Source organism: Martinezella calliandrae, assembly GCF_030272695.1.
Classification (GTDB): domain Bacteria; phylum Pseudomonadota; class Alphaproteobacteria; order Rhizobiales; family Rhizobiaceae; genus Rhizobium; species Rhizobium calliandrae.
In genome coordinates, this window is the sequence record NZ_JARFYN010000050.1 from 1 (window position 1) to 22,938 (window position 22,938).

A 22,938-nucleotide genomic window follows, 5' to 3' on the forward strand; every position below is an offset into this window, starting at 1 on the left:
TTCAGACATAGCAATTCATACCAAGCTCATTCCCTGAACTCACACGAATAAGCCCGATCCCCCGCTATCGCCAGATGGGGTCAATGCACCGCTTACGAACTTCAAGCCAGACGCCGTCGGCTAACCGCTTACGATGAAGCCAGGCACGAGGGCGATTACCGGCGAATCGAGGTGATTACCGGTAGGCGCCGGCGTCGGGATTGGAGTGACGAAGAAAAGGCGCTTATTCTGGCGGAGAGTTCGGTCTTTCATCGAACCGTTCGCCATGAATGGGCCTGATCGCTTGATCTTTATATTTATGACAGCATGACGGCTTATTCGGCGATTGCAAAAATTTTCTTTGCTATCGCCCTGCCCTCACGGATCGCGTAATTCGTCCCGCGGTCTTCTGGATAAATCTGAGCCATCGTTGATATCATCGCGTTTTCAAATGGCGTCTCGTTACCAGGCACATAATCGGAGTAGTTCCGCTCGGTGACCGGCTGCGCATATTCAGAACGCCACACTTTATAGTCGACGATCCAAGTTTCTTCCACTCCGGGAAACATTCTCTTCAGATGCTTCAAAGCGAATTGGAAATATTCCTCGTCACTAAAGGCCCAAACAGGATCCTCGACCGCAAGATATCTTGAAAGATAGGCGATGTGTGATCCCTCGTAGTTTTCCGGGCGATCAAAATTGGTGTGTTCGATGACGCCAACGAATGGGAAACCCGGATCATTTACATTCAGCCAATAGGTCTCCGAAAGGCTCTGCCTGAGGCGTAACACCAAGCACATGTTTCCAAGATATTTCACCTTTCGCAGACCAGCCAACCACATCGGATCGGCCGCATCCTCGAATATTTTTGCGATAAGCGGAAACGACGGCGTGAAAATAAATTTGTTACCGACCACATCACCCGCATCTGTTGCAAGGGCCTGGATACTCCTCTCGCTTGTCTTCACCGCTTTCACGGAGGTGCCAAACCTCACCTCGCCGCCATATTCGCGGATAGATTTCACCATGGCTTCAGCGAGCCTGCCGAAGCCACCCTTGAAATATGCAAGCTCCTCTCCACCCTTGCCGTTTCTAGTGCCGCCGCGCAAGACCAGCTTCTTCCACATCCAAACAGCATTGACCGCTTCCGCGAAAATCGAAAACTTAGCTTCGACGAGCGGCTCCCAGACAACCTTGTAAACGCTTCGGCCGCAAAGACTTTCGAGCCATTCGCGGATGCTCAGATGCTCAATGGACCTCCAATCGCGAATTCGACGCACCTGAAACACGAGGAGACCCAGCCGTACGCGATCAATGAATGAAAGTGCGTTGAATCGAAGCAAATCCAATGGAGAGGAAAGTCGCCATATGCGGCCATTGAAATACATTCCAGTCCGGGTAGGCAGAAGGAGGATGTCGCCTTCCATCCCAAGTTCCTTCACAAGATCGGGAACGTAGACGTCGTTGTTGAACCAATGATGATAGAATTTCTCGAGCTTTACGCCATCGTTGAACTCAAAGGTTCCCGCCAGCCCGCCGGGCGTGGAGTCCGACTCGAGAACAAGGACCCTCCTATTCTGTTTTGCCAGGACGTAAGCCGCTGTAAGCCCGGTGAATCCTGCTCCCACTATGACAACATCATACTGACTCATACGGCTTCACTTTTCCTTAAAACGGTTTCTTCGGAACGAGCCGCCCTGAACAAGGCCGGGCTCGTCCACATCGCAACTGCGCCAACAAGTGTAGTCGGTATCCACAGCGCGAGATGTACCAAGACGGCGTAGCTGCCAGCCAAAACTGTGCTCCCACCCGTCAGCGAGATCGCAAAGAAAGCAGCCAAATGAAATGGCCCTATATATCCCGGCGAAGAGGGCACCAGTGTCGACAGGGTTGCCAGCGCCATCACTAGAACAGCGGTTCCAATTCCTGCTTCCGCGCCAAAGCCGAGCAATACAAAATAAAACAGGCCTGCCTCCCCGACCCAGATAAGCATGGATATGAGCATCAGCTCAGCCAAAACGGCGGGACGAGACATTGCTTCAAAACTTCCAAACAGACCACCAAGGCCGGTTGAAATCTTGGAGAGCAGACCGGACCGTGCGCCTACCACTGGGCGCTGTCCGAGACGTTTGAAAAACTGCGCAAGGCTACCGCTGAAGAGAAAACCGAACGAAAGCACAAGTCCACCGGCGACGGCCAGGAGGACTGCCGTCTCGATGAGAGACGGCGGAATTGCTACGGCTGTTGCGGCAGTTAGGCCAAGCGTCAGACACAGGAGCAGTGTCATCAGATCAATGAGCCGCTCCATCACCAAGCTGCTGGCAGCCGTCGTCTTGTTCGCACCGATTGCCCTTGGAAAAACGAGTGCTCGAACAACATCGCCAAGCCGTAGAGGCAATATATTATTCAGGGTGATGGAACCAAGAAAAGGTGCGGCGCAGTTTTTAAACGATGCAGGAACAGCTGCCGCGCGAAGCATGATCGACCAGCGCAATATTCTAAGCGCATAGTCCGCTGTCAGGGAAGCGATGCCGAATATGAGATAGACCCATCGGAAATGCGCTATTGCATCCAGCACGTCCTTGGCGTTTATCTGCCGGACAATAGCAGCAATGCATATCAGCGTAATTCCGGCGCCGACGACATGGCGAACCCATGCCATTTTTTTTCCGTTCGCTGTTTTGTTCATCAATCAGTCCAGATGCGCCAAGGAGCTTTGTGCTGCGCCCAAAGGTTCTCGAGCTCTCTTTTGTCCCTCAGCGTATCGCATGGTTGCCAAAATCCGCCGTGGTGGAAAGCGCAAAGTTCACCGTCCCTCGCAAGCTTGGACAGGGGTTCGCGCTCCCAAGACATTGAGTCTCCGCTGATATAATCGATAGCGGACGGTTCGAGCACAAAGAAGCCACCATTGATCCAGCCGATTTCATCGCTTGGCTTTTCCTCGAAACTCGTAACGCGCTGAGCTTGATCAATATTGAGCACGCCGAACCTGCCGGGCGGCTGTACCGCGGCAACCGTCGCGATCTTACGGTGGTTGCGATGGAACTCAATTTCCGCACGGAGATCGATGTTGGCCACCCCATCTCCATAGGTCATACAGAAGGTCTCATCACCGAGATACGATGCAATGCGCTTCAGGCGTCCGCCCGTCATAGTTTCGGCACCCGTGTCGACCAGGGTGATATTCCAGTTTTCAGATTGGCTATTGAGTATCTTGTGATCGCCGACCCTGAGATCGATTATCATATCCGACATATGCCGGTGATAGTTGAAAAAGAACTCCTTGATCACATAGCCCTTGTAGCCGAGGCAAACAATGAAATCATTTATCCCGTGATGAGAATAAATCTTCATTATATGCCAAAGGAGCGGACGCCCACCGATCTCAACCATAGGCTTCGGCTTTGTATCCGACTCCTCGGCGATCCGAGTACCCAGACCCCCGGCCAGAATTACCGCTTTCATTGAACTTTCGCTCCTACAATTTGATTTCCGATGCCCGGAAATTCAGACTCCGCTCCACGATCGCAATCGGCTCCGCACGCAAGATGAGATATATTCTCAGAAGGTACTCGCCGATAATCCCCAACAGGAAGGCATTCAACCCAATGCCAAAAAGAACGAGGATATGGATACTAGCCAGGCCCTGCGGAAGTTCGGGATCAAGGATACGGAACACCAAATAGTAGATCGCGCCAAGCAAGCTTGCCGCCAGTATAACGCCACCAAGGAAAGAAGCGGCGCGCAAGGGTACCGTGGAATGGTTCAGAACCGCTGTCATGCCCAAGCGGATCAAGCGTGCCACGTTGAATTTGCTCTGGCCTGCGATCCGTGCGTCCCTGTCATAGGCAACACCCGTTTGGGCAAAACCAAGACCGGCGATCATTCCCCGCAGATAAGGGTTTGGCGACCTGATCTTCGCCAGTGAATCAATTACCTTCCTGTCGATCAGTCGAAAATCACCGACATCTCGAGGGATTGGATGCTCGCTCAATTTGTCAATGAACCAATAACCAAAACGCCGGAAGCTGGAGATAAAGACATTCTCCGGACGACTGCGTCGGATACCATAGACCACCTGATGGCCCTGTTGCCACATATCAAAAAAAGCTTCGAGCATCTCAGGAGGGTCCTGCAAGTCCGCGTCAATTTGCATGACTGCGTCGCCTCGAGTATGCAAGTAGTTGGCAAGTATGGAGCGCTGAAATCCGAAATTCTTAGAAAATCGTATCGCCTTGATCCGCCGGTCATCGCGAGCCAACTCGGAGAGTATCGCCCAAGTTTCGTCGCTGGAGTGGTTGTCCGAGAACACGAATTCCAGGTCGCATCTCTCCTGCATTTTAGCGGCAACAACAGCCAAGCGCGCATAGAGTGCCCGAAGATTCCCTTCTTCATTTAGAACGGGAATCGAGATCGAGACTAGCGGCTTCTCTTTTATAACTACATTTTCGGTCATCATACTTCCGGCGGACAACAGACCAGACAACTCTCTATGTATTTGACGATGGCCGGCAAAGCATCTCTAAATTTCGAATCGGCCAAGAAATCCGGTCGGCGGAACGAAGTATCATAGTTTTCCTCCGCCGGCTCCGGTCGAGCTCCGATCTTGAGCAAATTCTTTTCCCCGAAAGTGGAAAACAAGGTTGTGGCGATTTCTCGCAATGTTATCGGGCAACCATGATTTAAGTCCACGACGCCGGCGCGCCAATGTTCGACAAGGCGATATATGGCATCGGCGTCGTCGTCGAAATGATGATATTCGCGCAATTGCTTCCCGAGCGTCATCTCGAAGGGCGAGTGAGTGCGAAGTGAATGAAGTATCTGGCCCAGGAACATAAAGGAAGATGGCTGGCCCAATCCGTATAAGGTATGCAACCGAACGTGGGCAACGCTTTGGCAATTGTCGGCAATCTCCGACACATAGCGGCCCAGGGCAATTTTGCTCTGAACGTATGGATTACCTCGTGACAACAATCTTTCCATTATCGTGCCGAAAGTGACAACTCGGATTCCGAGCACGGCCGCGGCCTGAACAATGTTCTTGGGCAGGTAATAATTGACCTTTAAAATATCCTCCTCGCCTGCGTGAGGATCAAGCAACCCTGAAACCACGAATATGGTCGAATTGCCGCGCTCCCAGGGCTCGAAGTATTCGCGAATAGCGTCGGCGGCATTCGGCATCCACCAATCTTGATAGACCTCACGCCGAGGCGTGATCGTCTCGCCATCACTGTGCCGTGCGGCAATGGCGCGCGCCAGCCTTCCGGTCCCTCCAATGACGAAAATCATGATGCAATCTTTTCGCGCCAAGCGTTGATTTGCTTCAGCGTTATTTCCAAGGCATTGGCAGGATTGTCGTAATATTGCCGATACCAGGAAGCAGTCTCTTTGACGACCTGCTCTGTGCCCCAAGGTGGATTCCAGCCGAGTTGATTTCGAGCAAGCGTGCTATCCACGGCCAAGGCGCCAGCTTCCGGCAATGGATCACCCATGAAGGCGAGGTCAGGCCGCTGCCAGGCATCCGACATCAATGTCAGCACATCCCGAACGGAATACTGCTTGGCATCCTGTGGGCCCAGGTTCCAGGCCTTGGCAAAATTTGCAGGATTCGTCGAGATCAGACCCGCCATGATGAGCATATATCCATATGCTAGCGCCAGGACGTGCTGCCAGGGCCTCGTCGCTTCCGGATACCTGAGCGTGAGTCGATCATTGTTGACGACAGCGCGAACAAAGTCTGGAATAAGCCTGTCCTCAGACCAGTCGCCACCTCCGATTATGTTGCCTCCGCGGGCGGTAGCGATCGCGGGACCTTTGCCAAGACTACTCGGAAAAGATGCCGCGTAACTTTGGATTACCATTTCAGCCGCCGCCTTCGACGCGCTGTAGGGATCCTTCCCGCCAAGAGGGTCATTTTCGCGATATGGCCACGCCCATTCATTGTTTTTGTAGACTTTGTCCGTCGTGATGCAAAGAACACCTTGAACGCTCTTCACCGTCCGTGCGGCCTCGAGCACATTTGCTGTACCTTGCGCATTCACCAGAAACGTCCGAAGCGGCTCGGCATAGGAACGCCTGACCAAGGGTTGAGCAGCAAGATGAAGGATCAAATCTGGCTCAAAGCGCGAAACCGCTTCACGAAATAGACTTTGATCACAAATATCCCCGAAAGTAGTCTCTTCGGTGCTTCCGATCGCATCAAAAAGAGATGGCGACGTTTCTGGTGGCAATGAATAGCCTCTTACATCTACGCCGATTGCCTTCAGCCACAGACAAAGCCAGCCGCCTGTAAAGCCGGTATTGCCGGTGATCAGTATCCGTTTTCCGACCAACGCTTTTTCGAAAGGAGCCAGCTTGTCGGTCAGCATAGGAAATCAACCCCGAAAGTTTACTCCTCCTGGCCCTAACCCAGAACAGTCGGAGAGCAACGCCGTTTATCGCGGGTTTCTAGTGGACGACTAAGAGGATGTCGAGCGCTAAAGGGTGGAAGCCAAGCCAAACCCCACTATTTCACGCAATTCCAGGCGCGCGCCCACCGCAAGCAATGTATCTAAAAGGCGCCTTATGTCCGACGTCGACTTTGAGGTGCAAGCTGCCTGCCTCCGATGAGGTTCACCGCCTTTGATCATCCGATCGCTTCTCATCGGATCGATCCGCCGTCAAATAATCAAAGAATAGCAATATTTTGAAACGAGTCGGCCCCAGATCGGCCGTCGTCACCTCATTTTGTGGCTAACAATTCTCAACAAGCGTGAGGTGCGAATGACAGTCGAAACCTGGGCCGTCAGTATTCTGTTGTTCGCGGTTCTTGCCGGTTCCGTATTTGGGATACTTGCGGCAAGGGCCGATCGAGATCAGCAATAGCGTGCCTCTCACCCCGATCACGGCCAAGATTGTGCCTGTGGTGCGGACTGAGATAACCCAGCGAGTGCAGCCGTCTCCCAATGACGTAGGCTTCCTCATAATTCCGAACCCAACCAGGGATCAGTTGGCGTTGGGTATCGTAGCGCTTTGCTAGAACGTGAAGTGTCTCGCCTCCCAGGTATTCCGGCGCGACTTGGCGTTTGAACTCGATGCTGTAGGTGCGGTACCTCGCCATAATTCTCTTGTCGAAAACCCGATAGCTCTGGTCCATTCCCTGACGCGATCTGTCCAATCACGCGGTTGCACCCCTAGCCAGATCATTGCATCCCACACAGGTTCGAGAGGCGTATCTGCGCCCAGTTGCGCAGGAATTCTTGCGTTTGCGGGCCTGTCAATAATTCCCCCGCCTTGCCGCTGATATTAATATCCGAATCCGTTACCTTGCAGGCGCCGATATCCATTGTGACCGTCGCCACAACCTTGCCGTCCAGTGGCGATAGCTGCAGGAAGGATTCCGTGCTCGATCCGCATGTCAGAGATACGTTTGCGGTGATCGAAACGCCGTGTGGAGTCGTGCAGAAATCGACGGCGGTGACCTCAAGTCTCCTCGTGCGATTTGGTCCTGCAGGCATCTGTTCGCACAGCTTTGCAGTAGAAATTATTGAGGCTATTTGTCGCCATTCAGGGCTTTTCAAAGCTGACCAACAGCCAGCCGAAGCAGATTCAGATAAAAAAAGAAAAAAGCCTGCGGAAATACAGCATACTCCCGCAAACCTGCCAAACCGGTCTCTCATGTGACCGCTCTCTATATTTTTGTGGTGCCAAATTCTACATTGGTTTCTCGTCGCATTCAACCGTCAAAGCTTTGAAAACACTATCCTAGGTTTTCCCGCGCTATGGGGACAGATGCGGCAGCTTCCGTTAACTTTGGTCGGACGAAATCGGCCCTTCAAGCCCAAATGCTGAATCCTCCACCCATTAGATTCTGCAAACAGCCTCCTAACGTCGACTGCTATTCCGACACGGTCTTCGCTCGAGGACGCATCAGTCGAAGCATCGGACGTTCGATGACGGCGTAGCAAACCAGGGAAAGTCCCAGCGAGCCCGCAACGATGAGCAAGGGAAGCGCCAGGTGCGGTACCCCAATGCGTAACAGGATCGCGGTCACCACGACAGCGGTGAGCACATGCCAGATATAGATTGAGTAGGAGGCGTCCCCGAGGAAGCGCATGAACGCCAGCTCTGGCGAACCTCGCTCTCGTTCGGCAAAAACCGCGCCGATCACCAAAAGAGTTGCCGGCACGCCCCAGCGAAGGAGGCGCTCGAGGTCGGGCAGCAAGGCACTGATCACCAGCAAAACGACCCCGCCTATCACCAAAGCCATGGCGATATGAAAAGGAATTCTAAAATTCGATGTCCATAGGCGCCCGATTATGACGCCCGCCGCGAACTCCAGAATCATCGGCGCGGCAAAAACACGCGCATACATGAAGGGCAATTGGGAATGCACCGCAACGATAAGAACTAGAGCCATCAACAAAAAGCAAAACCGGCTGAACTCCGAAAGCAATAACGAAACCGAAAAGATGAGATAAAAGAACATCTCATAGGACAATGTCCAACCCTGCAGCACAACGGGATGCAATGCGTCGTCCTTGATAAGAGGCAGGAAAAACAGCGAGCCGATAAAATTCGTTGCACTCGGATCCGAGTCGAAAAAGAACTGTGGCTTCACCGCAACCAAGACAACCGTCACGATCGTCGCAACCCAGTAAACCGGCACTATTCTCGATATTCTCCGCGACATGAATTGCTGCGGGCTCATCAACTTTCCCTCTGTCGTAACCCACATGATGAAGCCGCTGATCACGAAAAATATGTCGACGCCGGAAGCTCCGATCTTGAATCCAAGGTCGTATGCCTCGCTGACGTGAAAGAAGACGACGGAAATCGCCGCCACAGCCCGCAGATACTGAATGCTCCTGATCTGGCCATAACTTTTCAACATTCCGCCTGAAATCCTCTTCGGTCGTCAGGCGGGACCAGAAACAACGCTCCTGTCTCGCCATAAATGAACAAACGTTCCTAAAGTGCTGACATCGAGTGGACGCCGCCAAATATGGCGGAGATCGAGCAACAGTAAGAGGGTCACTTTGGCATTTCGATGGACGCGGACAAAAATGAATAGACGAGGATACTCGAGCTGACCGACCGTGACGCCTTGAAACCAACGGCCCCAACGTCCGGACGTCGGCAATTCGTAGCGGGTGGCTATCGCCGCCGTAGTCTGCCGATTTTATGTGCGGATGCTGCGCCGCTCGATTCGACCGCGAAGCCAAGCTATGGACTAGGCGGAGCTAACCCTCTAGTCTAATATGATAATGTAATAATTCTCAGTTGCTCGAGTGGCGCCCTATTGCGGCCAGAGAGGGAGTTATAATGTTCGCGGTGAGGCGCAGGAGCGAGCCGACGCGGATTGATCCGGACTGCTGCTCCACAACAAAGGATCTAGCTGATGAGCGTTACCTGCCCCATCTGTGAGGCTGAAGCCGAAGAAAAGCTGCCGCGTGCAGGCGATCATGTCGAGATCATCTGCCCGATGTGCCTTCGTTTTGGCATGACCACGTCTGCGCTCGCCATCGTTTACCATCGGTTGCCAGAGGATCGACATGCGGCTCTTTATCAAGCCAGGGCAGTTGCCGCACAGGACAATAATACACCGCTCATCACTGCCGAAATGTTCTGAATTTTTCCCGCCGGTGGTCGAGACCAGCCCCTGCATCCGCGAGGCATGCCGGGGCCGTTGAACAGCCAGACAGGCTCGCCGACCGCTCGATGGAAGGCGCTACGCGCTTAGCGCCAATAGATCTGCGCTCACGGGCCTGCCCAGATGAAACCCTTGAACTCGGTCGATGCTGAGGCTCTGGAGGACTGACATCTGGGCCTCGGTCTCCACACCCTCTACCAGGATCCTGTTCCCGCGGTTGCGGATCAGGGCGACCATGTCCTGCAGCATGGTCAGCCCGCGCTCGTCCGAACAATCATGCAGGAAGGTCCGGTCAACCTTGACGGTGTCGAACTCGATCGCCCGGAGCCACGACAATCCGGCATAACCGGAGCCGAAATCATCCAGCCAAATTTCAACACCGAGCGCCTGGAGATCTGCGAGACACTGTAGCACCTCGGGTTGCATCTCCATATCCAAGCCTTCGGTGATTTCCAACGCGAGCCGAGACCCGCAGACGCGAGTCTCTTCAAGGATCGCTGCAACGCTCATGGCAAAACCGGGATATCTTAGCTGCATCGGAGAGACATTCACGCTGACCGTGGCCAAGCGGTCGGATGCCAAGATGTCCTGACACGCCGTCTTGATCGCCCAACGGCCCAATTCGATAATGGATCCAGTTCGCTCCGCGACCGGAATAAAGACGCCTGGCGGCACGGAGGTTCCATCGGGCATACGAAGCCGCATCAAAGCCTCGACGGCTTTCATCTGGCCGTCCCTGAGATCGAATATCGGCTGATAGACCAGCGATACCAGTCTCCGATCGATGGCGGCCGCCAGCAGCGGCACCAATTTTCCGGCATCCTCCTTCGGACGCCGCAGCGTCGGATCAAATGTTCGAACGCAGTTGCGGCCGGAGGCTTTTGCGTTATAGAGCGCAAGGTCGGCCTCACGCACGAGCCATTCCACCTTTGCCCCGGATCGTTCGCTGATGAAAGCAACGCCGACACTCACCGTTACGAACTGCGTGTCGTCTGGCCGCTCTTCGTGCCGAATTGCGAGCGCTTCAACTTGGTGCCGGATTTCCCCGGCTATGAAAGTTGCTTCATGCTGCGCTTTTAAAGGCATGACGGCGATGAATTCCTCGCCGCCATATCGGCCGATGATCCCTTGATGACGCTCCACAAGTTTCTGAAGCGTCGTGGCGATGACGGTCAGACATCGGTCACCTTCCTGATGGCCATAGCGGTCGTTGAAGCGCTTGAAGAAGTCGACGTCGATAAGGATGACAGAAAATTCGTGGCCCTCGCTTTTCCAAGCGGTCCAGCACTGATCCAGCCTTCGATCGATCGCACGTCTGTTCTCGATGCCTGTGAGGTAATCGGTGTGGGAAAGACGCAGCAAGGCCTTTCCGCGCTCCGCAGCCTCCCAATGCTGATGGCGAGCCTCCGCTGCATTCAGAAACACATTGTAACGCTCGACATTCAAACGCCAGTTCACGAATGAGGTGAATACAAAACAGGAGACGTAGAACAATCCAAAGGTGAGCTGGTAGACTGGTGTCGATGGAAAGAAACCGTAGAGCGCCACAAAAAACACGCCCAACACCGTGCCGGACGTCAGAACGGATAGGCGAAATGAGAAGCTAAAGAACAGGTTCGCGCCCATCATAAAGATCGCGCCGAAGATCATGTAGTACGACATACTCGCCGCATAGTTGGTTGTGACAGCCGGACAAAGCCAGGCGACGTAACCTAAGATCAGCGCCAAAGCGCAGGTGCCGTCCAGCCAAACGGTCTTCGCCTTCGCCAATCTCAAAATCTCAAAGGCCATCAGTACGACGGCCCCTGTAGCAAAGCGCATGGCGATCGTTAGCGGCGCGACGTCCGGAATGAGCCAAGCGTCAGGGGCGGCAAAGGCGATGTAAACGGCAACCGCCATCCACAAGCCGCGATGCGTGGCTTGCCGGCGGGCGACATCATTTTCCGCTGCATAGGCAGCCCTCATCTCCAAGAGGGAGCCACAGAGGTTTTCTATCGGGACAGCGCAGTCTGCATCCGCAAAAGAGGCCTTTGCGAGACTTCCAGATGCAATCTGTTCTGAAGACATTCCTTCATAGAACATGCGGCGACGCCCTCCGAGCATTGCTGCCGATGAACCCAGTTCACCGCTTCCAAACTTCCGTTCGTCTTATCCGCGAGTTTTTACCCGCGTTACTAGAAATACCCTCTTGACGCGCAAAATCCAATCGCGTTCTGTCATCCACATATTTGTGGTTAACGTTGCGTCAACGGAGTTCATAATGGCACAAGGCTTTAAGTTCGACGGCGAGAGTCTCATTGCACCCGGACAGATTTTTCGCCCAACCGCGCCAGACGACCTTCCATCATCAGATCAGATGGTCATCGCCAAGGCGGAACTTGCTCTGACGCTCGATTTGTCGCTTCAACAGTTCCGGTCTAACGGGGATCCCCATGCGATTGTCAGTCGACTGTCGCAGGCATTGCATCAGATCCGTCGTCGATTTCACTCAGACATTTGGACCGAAATAGCCTTCCTTGCGCAGCACCATCCCGTCACTCAATTCCTGCTTCAGGATCCGTTCACGCGATGGTCATTCGACAAGCCGCGCGGCTATTCGGGCGACGCGCATCTGCTCGACTTCATTTATGGCCATGCCGGCGTTGAGGCAGAAATCGCTGCATCCACCGAGCTTGGCAGAGCGATATACGAATACACCAAAAACGCGTCCTCATCCGTCGCGGTGAGAGAACGCCGCGATATCCTTGCTCGGCGGGTAGACGAGCACGGCAAGGATCGACCAGGCTCGGCCGAAATCCTTGCGGTGGCGTCGGGCCATCTTCGTGAAGCGGCGTTGTCGACTGCGCTCAAGGAAGAAAGGATCAAGCGCTGGATCGCGCTCGATCAAGACCCGTTGAGCGTCGGGACGGTTGCGCGCGACTTTGCGGGAACCTGCGTCGAAGCAGTCGACGGTTCGGTCAAAAGCTTGCTTTCCAACAAGCACGCTCTCGGCCGTTTCGACTACATTTATGCTGCAGGCCTCTATGACTATCTCACCTTTCCAGTTGCCGCCAGATTGACGCGCAAATGCATTGAAATGCTCAAGCCCGGCGGTTCCTTTTTGTTTGCGAACTTCTCGCAGGAAATCGAGGTAGACGCTTATATGGAAGCGTTCATGAGCTGGCCACTCCTCCTGCGCTCGGAAGGCGACATGCGCATGATTGCCGAAGCAGGCACCCGCAGCGCGGAGACAAAAACATCCGTCTGGTTTGGCGACAACCGCAACATCATTTATTGCGAAATTGCGAAGGCAGCCTAAGCATCAGATGTGACGACACGGGGCGCCAGGATTGCCGTTTGCGTCAGCGCGCTTCTCACGATCATGGGATCATTGCGGCCTCTCCCCCTCGTCCTCCGGATGTCGCGTTCATCAGGCGGCCGAGCGACGAGCTCATCTGAAAAGCTAGGTTTCGGTGTGCGGGATCAGTTGCTTGCGAAGACGGAAGACGACGCGCTGGTATGATGGTCGTCGGGAGCAGATGCTGAACCATCCCCCCCACAGCGAGCCGCCTGCGAAGCGCGCTTCTGATCGTACATCAGAATGTCCGCGCGCTTGACGACGCTTTCCATCGCCTCCCCCGGCTCGCTCGTCGCAACGCCGATCGAGACACTCAAAGGCGCGTTCGAATAAAACTGATTGTTGATCTTCAGCACTTCGTGGATGGTGTCCACCATTGCAATTGCCACTTGCCGATCCGCGCCTGGCAGCAAGATGGCAAATTCGTCGCCGCCGATGCGCGCGGCATGGTTCGGCTGCGAGACGACACCGTTCAGAACTTCGCCGAACCGGCGCAAAAGTGCGTCGCCGGCATCGTGGCCGAGTGTGTCATTTGCGTCCTTCAGGCCGTTAAGGTCCATGACGATGACCGAAACAGGCCGAAGCGTCTTTCGTTCCAGGCGATTGAGTTCATCCATGTAGAAGGCGCGATTATGAAGTTTTGTCAGCACATCGTGCTTGCCAAGATATTCAAGATACGCCTCCGCTTTCTTGCGCGCCGTAATATCGGTCAAGGCGACCTGCACACGCAACCAACTGCTCTCGTAGCCCGGGAAAACCGCGAAGTGGAGCAGGATGTGGCGAACCGTTCCATCTAGCGCGTAGTTGACCACCTCCCTGTGATGAAACAGGTTTCCGTTCCAAAGCTCCATCAGCTGCTCACGAAACGGCTTCTCCATGTCATCATGGAAAATGTCTCCGAGACGATGGAGGAGCGTTTGCCGATCAGGAGCGCAAAATAGATCCAGTGTCGCCTGGTTGACGTCAATGACCTTGATCTCGCTCATGCACTGTCGGACGAATTCGGGGTGCACATCCGTGAATGTGCGGAAGTCGGTGATCCCCTGCTCGCGCACGTCGTCGAGGAGCATCTTGACGCCACTAAAATCCTCTATCCAAAGAGAGACGGGCGAATGTTCGAAGATGCCTTCAGCATAACGTCGGTTGATTATTTCTCCACGTCGGGCGTTCTCGCGCGCCGTCACATCTTCGGTCGTCAGCAGCACTTTCCCGAGCGAATTCTCGAAACCAGGGAGCACGGAGCCGCGCAACTGGATGTCCAGCCGCTTGCCGGAAACTGTGTAGTTCACCGTGGCGCTGCTAAATTCGACCTTGCCATCCCATAGATCTGAAAGCTCGTTTACATGCGTTTCGAGCATGTCGTCGCGAAAAACATTCGAGAGGTTAGCGGTGAGATGCTCCAGGTTGTCGGCCTCGAAAAGCTCAAGGGTCTTGCGGTTGACGCTCAAAACCCTGATGCGCCGTGAACATTCGGCTACCCGGCTCAAATCGTCGCGCAAGAATGCGCCGATGTCATCGACGCCTTTAGCACGCCACTCATCGAACAGCACCTTTACATCGCTGAAATCCTCAATCCACATCGCGATGGGCGCGAGCTCAAAGATGTCGGATTCAAACGCGTCGCTCATGGGTATGTCCATCCTGTCCGTATCTGTCTTCGCGGCACGTCCGTTGCCGGTCGCCAAATACCCACGCAAATCCTGCTCGGTTCCAGCATGCCAGTTATCCTCGACCGACGAGCGAAACGCGAGTACGGAAAGGGCTTACTGTTCTTCGACGCGGCGTCAAGCCGAGTTTCCGCATTTTTTGATAGATGCGGATCACTTCCCCTATTTGCAGCACGCACAGCGGACAACGCCGCCGCTTAAGCCTTTCACATTCGTCACCGTGGCGGGCTCATGGGTCTTCGGACGTGCGACCACGATCTACGCTCTTTGACAAAAGTTTGAACATCTGACGGGGCAATGCGGAGCAAAGAATGTCGCCCAGTCGCGCCGTCCTTATGCGAGTCTATCGTTGATATTTCCGACTACGACAAACATCCTCGCCAGTAATATGCAGCCTTAGATGGCGGAACTTTAGGGCGATCCATGCGTAGACTGTCCAAGATCGCTACTATAGCTTTCTTCCGCCGCGCCCGATCAACGGAAGTATTATAGTCGGAATGTACGACCGAGTTTGGACCAAGCCCGTAAGTGTAGACCTACCCGAAATCGGCCGGGTCGCCATTTCCACCGCACGAGAGGCTGCGGACTGCTTGTTGGACCATTGGCCAGAGGATCACAGCCACGCATATGACGAGGCCTTGCGCATCTGCCTGGAGGTCTACGAAGGAAATGAGACGCCCGAGGCGGCGCGGGAGGCGTTTATCCGGGCTGCTAGGACGGTGGCCGTTCCCGTGATATTCATGGAACCGAGCCGAGGCAGCAAATAGACATTGCAGTCCGCCACCGTGCGCTCTGGGGACAGATCGGCCGAATGTGTCGAAAACCAGATTTGCGGGGGGATGACAATGACAACGGAAAGCTCTGATCTCACCATTTCCCGGTTCATCGGCGCGCCGCGCTCTGCAGTGTGGAAGGCATGGAGCGACCGCAGACATTTCGAACGATGGTGGATTCCCGCGCCTTTGCAATGCAAGGTGATCAAACTGGACCTGCACCCGGGCGGCGGCTTGGAGACACTGATGCGCGAAGGTGATAGTGAATTCGAGCCGCACGTAGAAGGCTGCTTCCTTGAGGTCGTGCCCGAGCAGCGCCTGATCTTCACGACGTCACTCACCGAAGGCTGGCGCCCCGCCGAACCGTGGCTTGCGCTTACGGCGATCATGACATTGATGCCCGAAGGCGACGGCACCCGCTACATGGCTCGCGTGCTGCACAAGAGTACGGCCGAAGGTAAGCGGCATGAAGAACTCGGTTTTTACAGCGGATGGGGCGCCACAATCGATCAATTGGCTGAGGTGGCGGAACGGATGGTCTGATTGCGGGCCGCACCCTCTGGGGCGCAGCCACCGAAAGGCCTGAGCGTCAGTACCGCGCGATTTTCCATGGGTTATTTCCTCACCAGCTCGGCATCCGTGAGCACCCATTTCTTGTCGAAGAGCGCCTTCGTTGGTGCGTAAAGACGAAACATCAGTTCGAAGTCGCGCTTGGCGTCGGTCGGTATCCAGTTCGCTTCCCTGCCCTTGGGTGCCTTAGGTCGGATGAAGATGTCGACCGAGCCGTCGGCGTTTTTCTGCAGATCGGCGATTTGTGACGAGCGGCTCGCGCGCGGCATGTTGCGGATTAGCGCATGTGTTTTACGGTCACAGGCGGTCAACGACCAATATTGTTCCACTGGGGCGTTGGGTGGCACTTTCAGGCGATATGTTTTCGAACCGTCAAACGGATGTCCGTCCTTGTCCTTGATGGCGATCAGATAGAACTGGCCCGCGCCAAGGCGTTTGATGCCGATATAGGCATAGCTGTAGGTGAGACCGCGAATGTCGACCGGATAGGCGTCCGGCTCTTCAAACGACGACTGCGCGGCCTTCACGAGCTCTGGGTCGGCGGCGAAGTTCCAGCGTCCATTCTCATAAAAGGGCTTCAGACTGGTGTCGTATTTTGCCTCCAGCCAATCGCGCGCCTCATGGATTCCGGTTTCAAGCTGCTTGCTTGTCGCCGCGTCGGGTTTGAAGGGCTCGCCTTTCTCGATGCCCAGCGACTTGAGTTGGTCGATCATGGCCCGATCGCGCGGCAGCCAGGGTTCGGTCTGGACAATCCGGTCCAGGGAGTCGAAGAAGCTTATGTCATGCTTGATCGTAGAGTCGAACAGGACGTCCTTGGCGTCGGTGAAGACAGTCTCCGGCGGGGAGGCCGCTTGTGACAGCGGATAGACCTTCAATCGCTTGCCGTAGGCGACCGACCTCTCGATGTCAGCATCGCTATGACTGGCAAGATTGGAGCGCAGGCGGCAGGACGAGATATTTTCCGCCCTTCCCCTGGTCGGCGCCCGATGGTCCGGCGTCCTCAAGCGGCATCTGCCAGACATCCACGATGTTGCCGTTGATCGACCCTCCGTCGGCCGGAGGCACCTCGATGACGACCGGCCCGACGTCCTTTGTATCGGTGAAGACCATCAGATAGATGGCATCCGGATTGGGTGCCAGGGTCTGATTATGCCAATCAAGAGGGCGCGACCAATAGACAATCTGGTTCATCTCACCGCTTGTCTTGGTGAGCATCTCCTGGAGCATCAGATCGTAGTTGACCGCCGGAATACTCCAGATGACCGCCTCCACCGCACGACGCTCGACCGTGCGCTGCTGGAGCTCGTCGGGCGAAAAGGCGACGGCAGCCGATGCCATCGCCAGCACTGTCACTATCGCCAAAATCGCTCTTCTCACACTGACCTCCCGCCGATCTCACACGGAGCTGCAGGATCGCCCAACACTGAAGGAGGCATAAGTACGTTACTGTAAATGTGTGTAAACACTTCTCGTTGTGACGCGCCGTACGAACACGTTTCGCGAGCGTCGAAAGCGGTGACACCAAGGCGATATCGGGGCTCCTCACCAACGTAATTTACCGTAAAGTACTTAACCACACGCCCATGCTGCTTATGGTGATTCGGAACGATCGACGGAGCCCCGATGCGGAAGACATTTGTTCTTGCAATTCTGCTGCTGCTATCCGGCTGCGGCCATCCGACTGGCGTGATGACGCCCGTGACGCTGACCGCAACGACGCCCAAAACCGCGCAAGTCGACATGCTCGTGGCAACGACCCGCCAGCCCTCCGGCGATCCCGCAACGCTGTTCAACGGTGAGCGCAGTCCCAAGCCCCACCTAACCGACATCGCGATCTCCATTCCGCCGAAGCGCCCGGCCGGAACGGTGCAGTGGCCGAAGAAGCTTCCTCCCAATCCCGCCACCGACTTCGCCGTCACGCACGTCAAAGAGATCGCCACGGTTCCGGAGGGCCGGGCGTGGTTCCATCAGCATACCGAAGGTGGGCACGCGATCGTCTTCATCCATGGTTACAACAACACCTATGAGGATTCGGTCTTCCGCTTCGCCCAGATCGTTCATGACAGCGACATGCATGCGACGCCGATCCTCTTTACCTGGCCTTCACGCGCCCGGGTCACCGCCTACGTGTACGACAAGGAGAGCACGAATTATTCCCGCACGGCTCTCGAACAGACGCTGCGCGTATTGGCCCAAGATCCCGAGGTGAAGGACATTACGATCCTCGCGCATTCGATGGGCACCTGGCTCGCCATGGAATCACTTAGGCAAATGGGTATTCGCGACGGGCATGTAGATCCGAAGATTCACAATGTTATCCTCGCTTCGCCGGACCTCGATATCGAAGTCTTCGCCAAGCAATTCATCGAGATGGGCGAGCCGAGGCCGAAGTTCACGCTCTTCGTTTCGCAGGACGACCGTGCACTTGCGGCGTCTAGGTTCATCTCGGGCGACGTTGGACGTCTCGGCGGGATCAATCCGACCGAAGAACCCTACCGCTCCCGTTTGGAGAAAGCCGGCATCACCGCGATCGACCTCACCAAGGTCAAGACCGGTGACAGTTCGAACCACGGCAAATTCGCCGAAAGCCCTGAGATCGTCCAGCTCATCGGCCAGCGGATTATAACGGGACAGCCGCTGACCGATTCCAACGTCACGGTCGGTGAAGGTGTAGCCGCCGTTGTCGGCGGCACCGCGAGGACAGTCGGGACCGTCGCAGGCACGGCCGTCGCCGCACCCCTGATGATTACCGAACAGCCGTCACGTCCAAAAGAGCGACCGTCAAGTCGGCAAACGGCTTCAGATGTGGATGAGACGCTGCGCTCAGATCCTCAATCAAAGCCCCTGACCCCGTGAGTACGGATTTACGTCCCCAATACATCTCGCAACCCCGCGTTTACAGCAGCATCCCTCCGCGCAGACACCGAAAATAGAAGTCTCTCCTGGTCGATGACAACGATCCAGTTCCGGCGGCGGCTAGGCCCCGCCCGATCACAAGGAGAGCGAAATGTTGAACGACCAGCGCAGGGAGAGCCGGTGATGGAAACACAGCCCTCCCGACGATTTTTCTGGGTAGCGACTGTCGCCGCCGTGACGCTGATTTCAGCACCGTTCATGTCGAGTGCGTGGGCCCAAGGCACGGCGGCCCCCTGCATCTTCAGCGCCCAGTTCTCCTGCGCCCAGTACGGATAGCGCAAGACCAAACATCCTAGTGATCTTTGGCGACGATATCGGCCAGAGCAATATCAGCGCCTATTCGTTAGGCCTAATGGGCTACAAGACGCCCATTCGACCGTATCGCCCATGAGGGCATGCTCTTCACCGACTATTATGCCGAGAATAGTTGTACGGCGGGTCGCTCGACCTTCATCACCGGTCAGGTATGCCTGCGCACCGGGCTCTGCAAGGTTGGCATTCCCGGTGCGACCGTCGGCCTGCAGCCGCGCGACATCACCATTGCCCAGGCGCTCAAGCCCCTTGGCTATGCAACGGGCCAATTCGGGAAGAACCATCTGGGTGACCGCGACGAATTCCTGCCGACCAAGCACGGCTTCGACGAATTTTTCGGCAATCTTTACCACCTGAATGCCGAGGAAGAGCCGGAGCGGCCCTATTACCCGAAGGACGATCAGGAATTCGTCAGACGAATTCGCCGCGTGGCGTCATCCATTCCTATGCGGACGGTAGGGTCGAGTACACTGGTGCCTTGACGGCGAAGCGGATGGAGACGATCGATGACGAGACGACTGCGGCGGCGATCGATTTCATGAACCGGCAGGTGAAACAGGGCAAGCCGTTTTTCACCTGGATGAACACAACCCGCATGCATCTCTTTACGCACGTCCGCGACTCGATGAAGGGCCAGAGCGGCATGCCGGGCAACGACTATGCCGACGGCATGATCGAGCACGACAATGATGTCGGCAAGCTACTGAAAGCGCTTGACGATCTGAACATCGCCAACAACACGATCGTCGTTTACACAACTGACAACGGTCCCAACCAATTCTCGTAGCCGGACGCAGCCACAACGCCGTTCCGCAGCGAGAAGGACACGAACTGGGAAGGTGCGTTCCGCGTGCCGGCGATGGTCCGCTGGCCGGGCTATGTCAAGGCAGGCGAAGTGTCAAACGAGATGATGTCGGGCCTGGATTGGTTTCCGACGCTGCTTGCCGCCGCCGGCGATACGGACGTCAAGGACCGCCTGCTGAAAGGAACATCGGTCGGTGGCAACCAATTCAAGGTCCATCTCGACGGCTACAACCAGCTCGGCTATCTGACCGGCAGGAGCCGAAGTCCGCGCGACACGACTTCTACTACTTCAATGACGACGGCCAACTCGTCGCCTACAGGTACGACAATTGGAAACTCGTGTTCTGCGAGCAACGCAAGCCCGGTGGCTTCGAAGGTTGGACGAATCCCTTCACATGCCTGCGCGTCCCGAAGGTTTTCAATCTGCGGATGGATCCTTTCGAACGGGCGGACGTCGTTTCCGATCAGTATTACGACTGGACGGCCAAGAACGCCTATCTCGTCCAATATGGCGTGTGGCGCGTCGCCCCCTTCCTGCAAACCTTCCGGGACTATCCACCGAGCCAGCGTTCGGCCAGCTTCAGCATTGACCAAATGATCGAAGCACTGATGTCGTCCCTCGAGCACAACCCCAGCGCTCAATAATTCATTGGAGAACTCGCCCGAGCTCTCGCGTCAGGTCGCCCTCCTTGCCGAAGGGCTGTTTGGAGGAAAGGCCGCTGTCGAAATCGACAGAAAGCGGCTCGCCAGCCTTGTCGGAATACTCGGTTCGTCCGCTACTTCCGCGACAAAGCTTGTCCTGCCGGACCTCAATCCGGTTTGACCCGAACGCACGCCTGCATGTGCCCTCCATTTCGTAGTTGACGCACGAATTTACAGTAACGTACTTCCCCTCGCACCTGTCAGGCGCGAAGCTACAGCCTTCGATAGTCGGAGGCTGTGATGTCATTGGCATTCGAGGACGAACCCGCGAAAGCACCGGAAGGCATGGTCTGGATTCCCGGTCGCACCTTCACGATGGGCTCGAACGACCACTACCCGGAAGAGGCTCCCGCCCATCCCGTGAAGGTCGACGGCTTCTGGATCGAGGAGACGCTCGTCACCAACCGGAAATTCATGGAATTCGTAAAGGCCACCGGATACGTCACGCTGGCCGAGAAAACCCCCGATCCGGAGGACTATCCGGGCGCATTGCCGCAGATGTTGAAGGCTGGATCCCTTCTCTTCACAATGCCAAAGACTGTCTCGGGCTCGGATATCACCCAATGGTGGTCCTTCAAATTCGGCGCTAGCTGGCGCCGGCCGCTCGGAGGTTTGAGCGATCTTCGAGGCAAGCTTGATCATCCCGTCGTCCACATTGCTTATGTCGATGCGAAAACCTACGCAAAATGGGCCGGGTTCGACCTGCCCACAGAGGCCGAATGGGAGCTGGCCGCGCGGGGTGGATTGGATGACGCCGAATTTGCATGGGGCGATGAGCTGATGCCTGGGGGCGTCGCCATGGCCAATACCTGGCAAGGTACCTTCCCGACACACTCCACCAAGCCGAAGGGCCACGAGCGCACTTCGCCCGTCCGGTCTTTCCCGCCGAACGGCTACGGCCTTTACGACATGATCGGCAATGTCTGGGAATGGACGACCGATTACTGGTCGACGCGGCATCCCGAGCCAGCAGCCAAATCTTGCTGCATCCCGACAAACCCGCGCGGCGGCGACATCGAGGCGAGCTACGATCGAACGCAGCCGCAAATACGGATACCGCGCCGTGTGCTCAAAGGTGGATCGCACCTCTGCGCGCCGAATTACTGCCGACGCTACCGACCTGCCGCCCGCCATGCCGAGCCCGAGGATACCTCGACGAGCCATGTTGGCTTCCGGTGCGTGAAGAGAGTTCTCGCTTAGGGGGAGAGTTCCGATGAGACACAGCTTGGAGGCGTCAGACGCGATCTTTGCATCGCTGCTCGTCGCACTGATCATGCTGGTCGCAGGCGCAATATCTCCGGCACTGGCGCAGGAAGCGCTGCCTTCTTGGAACGATACCGCGGCGAAAACCCGGATCATGGACTTCGTCAAAGCAACGACCACTCAGGGCGGTGAAAGTTATGTCGCGCCTGAGGACCGCATCGCCGTCTTCGACAATGACGGGACGCTCTGGGTGGAGCAGCCGTTCTACACTCAGCTCGGCTTTATGCTTGATCGGATCAAGGATTTGGCTCCGCAACACCCGGAGTGGAAAGAACAGGAGCCATTCAAATCCGTCCTAGCCGGAGATCTGAAGGGCGTCGCCAAAAGTGGCGAGAAAGGCATTGTCGAGTTAGGCATGGCGACGCATGCCGGCATGACCACCGAACAATTTTCCAAGATCGTCACCGATTGGTTCGCGGCAGCCAAGCATCCGAAGACTGGAAGACCCTATACGGAGATGACGTATCAGCCTATGCGAGAACTTCTCGACTATCTGCGCGCCAACGGCTTCAAGACCTACATCGTCTCTGGCGGCGGCGTTGAATTCATGCGTCCGATCACGGAAAAGATCTACGGCATTCCACCGGAACAGGTCGTGGGAAGCACGATCACCACGGAATTTGCCCTGGTTGACGACGTGCCCGTTCTCAGGCGGCTGCCGAAGATCAATTTCGTGGACGACGGCCCGGGCAAACCAGTCGGCATCAACCAGTTCATTGGCAGAAAACCGATTTTCGCGGCCGGCAATTCGGACGGCGACTACGAAATGCTACGCTGGGTGACAGCGGGCAAGAAACCTGGCTTCGCCATGCTGATCCACCACACCGACGCTGCGCGCGAATACGCCTACGACCGGCAATCGGCATTCGGCAAGCTGGACAAGGCGCTCGATGAAGCCGTGCGGCGGAACTGGCTGGTCGTCGACATGAAGGCTGATTGGCGCAAGATCTTCGGATGGGAATAAGCGACCGGTCAGCCGTTAAG

The 22,938-nt window shown here is 55.8% G+C and carries 19 protein-coding genes and 1 pseudogene; 8 read left to right on the forward strand and 12 right to left on the reverse strand.

Features of this window, described 5'->3' with window-relative positions; genetic code table 11:
- Nucleotides 1–314: 314 nt before the first annotated feature.
- The 8 genes from PY650_RS27905 to PY650_RS27945 form a co-directional block, all read right to left on the reverse strand.
- The gene (locus tag PY650_RS27905) at nt 315–1,631 is read right to left on the reverse strand and encodes an NAD(P)/FAD-dependent oxidoreductase (protein WP_285882921.1); all 1,317 of its coding nucleotides are present in this window, start codon (nt 1,629–1,631) and stop codon (nt 315–317) included.
- Entirely contained in the window at nt 1,628–2,668 is a 1,041-nt protein-coding gene (locus tag PY650_RS27910) for a lysylphosphatidylglycerol synthase transmembrane domain-containing protein (RefSeq protein ID WP_285882923.1), read from the reverse strand. Before PY650_RS27910 ends, PY650_RS27905 begins: the two co-directional genes overlap by 4 nt.
- Nucleotides 2,668–3,444, reverse strand: a complete 777-nt coding sequence (gene rfbF, locus PY650_RS27915; protein WP_285882924.1) for a glucose-1-phosphate cytidylyltransferase — start codon at nt 3,442–3,444, stop codon at nt 2,668–2,670. Before rfbF ends, PY650_RS27910 begins: the two co-directional genes overlap by 1 nt.
- Before the next feature lie 13 nt (nt 3,445–3,457).
- Nucleotides 3,458–4,435 (reverse strand): glycosyltransferase family 2 protein, encoded by a 978-nt coding sequence (locus PY650_RS27920; protein ID WP_285882925.1) that lies wholly within the window; start codon nt 4,433–4,435, stop codon nt 3,458–3,460.
- Nucleotides 4,435–5,268 (reverse strand): NAD-dependent epimerase/dehydratase family protein, encoded by an 834-nt coding sequence (locus PY650_RS27925; protein WP_285882926.1) that lies wholly within the window; start codon nt 5,266–5,268, stop codon nt 4,435–4,437. The genes PY650_RS27920 and PY650_RS27925 overlap by 1 nt, the downstream gene beginning before the upstream one ends.
- Nucleotides 5,265–6,347, reverse strand: a complete 1,083-nt coding sequence (gene rfbG, locus PY650_RS27930; RefSeq protein ID WP_285882927.1) for a CDP-glucose 4,6-dehydratase — start codon at nt 6,345–6,347, stop codon at nt 5,265–5,267. Before rfbG ends, PY650_RS27925 begins: the two co-directional genes overlap by 4 nt.
- A gap of 813 nt (nt 6,348–7,160) precedes the next feature.
- On the reverse strand, nt 7,161–7,637 hold the full coding sequence (locus PY650_RS37700; RefSeq protein WP_490390933.1) for a hypothetical protein: 477 nt from the start codon (nt 7,635–7,637) through the stop codon (nt 7,161–7,163).
- Between the two features lie 218 nt (nt 7,638–7,855).
- Complete coding sequence (locus PY650_RS27945) at nt 7,856–8,851, reverse strand: acyltransferase family protein (RefSeq protein WP_285882930.1); 996 nt, start codon at nt 8,849–8,851, stop codon at nt 7,856–7,858.
- A gap of 507 nt (nt 8,852–9,358) precedes the next feature.
- Here PY650_RS27945 and PY650_RS27950 point away from each other — a divergent pair.
- The gene (locus PY650_RS27950) at nt 9,359–9,589 is read left to right on the forward strand and encodes a hypothetical protein (RefSeq protein ID WP_285882931.1); all 231 of its coding nucleotides are present in this window, start codon (nt 9,359–9,361) and stop codon (nt 9,587–9,589) included.
- A 99-nt stretch (nt 9,590–9,688) separates the two neighbouring features.
- Here PY650_RS27950 and PY650_RS27955 read toward each other — a convergent pair whose 3' ends face one another.
- A complete protein-coding gene (locus PY650_RS27955) occupies nt 9,689–11,575 on the reverse strand; it encodes a putative bifunctional diguanylate cyclase/phosphodiesterase (RefSeq protein WP_349644519.1) in 1,887 nt (628 codons plus the stop codon).
- A 295-nt stretch (nt 11,576–11,870) separates the two neighbouring features.
- Here PY650_RS27955 and PY650_RS27960 point away from each other — a divergent pair, with 295 nt between their 5' ends.
- A complete protein-coding gene (locus tag PY650_RS27960; protein WP_285882932.1) occupies nt 11,871–12,908 on the forward strand; it encodes a class I SAM-dependent methyltransferase in 1,038 nt (345 codons plus the stop codon).
- Nucleotides 12,909–13,072: 164 nt separating this feature from the next.
- Here PY650_RS27960 and PY650_RS27965 read toward each other — a convergent pair whose 3' ends face one another.
- Nucleotides 13,073–14,575, reverse strand: coding sequence for a sensor domain-containing diguanylate cyclase (locus tag PY650_RS27965; protein ID WP_285882934.1), 1,503 nt, complete (start codon nt 14,573–14,575; stop codon nt 13,073–13,075).
- A 536-nt stretch (nt 14,576–15,111) separates the two neighbouring features.
- Between PY650_RS27965 and PY650_RS27970 the strand changes: the two genes are divergently transcribed.
- Complete coding sequence (locus PY650_RS27970) at nt 15,112–15,381, forward strand: DUF982 domain-containing protein (protein ID WP_285882935.1); 270 nt, start codon at nt 15,112–15,114, stop codon at nt 15,379–15,381.
- Nucleotides 15,382–15,459: 78 nt separating this feature from the next.
- The gene (locus PY650_RS27975; RefSeq protein ID WP_285882936.1) at nt 15,460–15,930 is read left to right on the forward strand and encodes an SRPBCC family protein; all 471 of its coding nucleotides are present in this window, start codon (nt 15,460–15,462) and stop codon (nt 15,928–15,930) included.
- A 71-nt stretch (nt 15,931–16,001) separates the two neighbouring features.
- Here PY650_RS27975 and PY650_RS27980 read toward each other — a convergent pair whose 3' ends face one another.
- Nucleotides 16,002–16,961 carry a DUF1214 domain-containing protein gene (locus PY650_RS27980; RefSeq protein WP_349644520.1) on the reverse strand — a complete coding sequence of 320 codons (960 nt, stop codon included), beginning with the start codon at nt 16,959–16,961 and terminating at the stop codon, nt 16,002–16,004.
- A complete protein-coding gene (locus PY650_RS37190; RefSeq protein ID WP_349644521.1) occupies nt 16,873–17,310 on the reverse strand; it encodes a DUF1254 domain-containing protein in 438 nt (145 codons plus the stop codon). The genes PY650_RS27980 and PY650_RS37190 overlap by 89 nt, the downstream gene beginning before the upstream one ends.
- A gap of 270 nt (nt 17,311–17,580) precedes the next feature.
- Between PY650_RS37190 and PY650_RS27985 the strand changes: the two genes are divergently transcribed.
- The 4 genes and pseudogenes from PY650_RS27985 to PY650_RS28000 all read left to right on the forward strand — a co-directional run bounded on the left by PY650_RS27985 (nt 17,581) and on the right by PY650_RS28000 (nt 22,918).
- Entirely contained in the window at nt 17,581–18,813 is a 1,233-nt protein-coding gene (locus PY650_RS27985) for an alpha/beta hydrolase (protein ID WP_285882938.1), read from the forward strand.
- 258 nt (nt 18,814–19,071) lie between these two features.
- A pseudogene (locus PY650_RS27990) lies at nt 19,072–20,634 on the forward strand (arylsulfatase).
- 297 nt (nt 20,635–20,931) lie between these two features.
- On the forward strand, nt 20,932–21,891 hold the full coding sequence (locus tag PY650_RS27995) for a formylglycine-generating enzyme family protein (RefSeq protein ID WP_285882939.1): 960 nt from the start codon (nt 20,932–20,934) through the stop codon (nt 21,889–21,891).
- Nucleotides 21,892–21,904: 13 nt separating this feature from the next.
- Entirely contained in the window at nt 21,905–22,918 is a 1,014-nt protein-coding gene (locus tag PY650_RS28000; protein WP_285882940.1) for an HAD family hydrolase, read from the forward strand.
- The last annotated feature ends 20 nt before the right edge of the window (nt 22,919–22,938 follow it).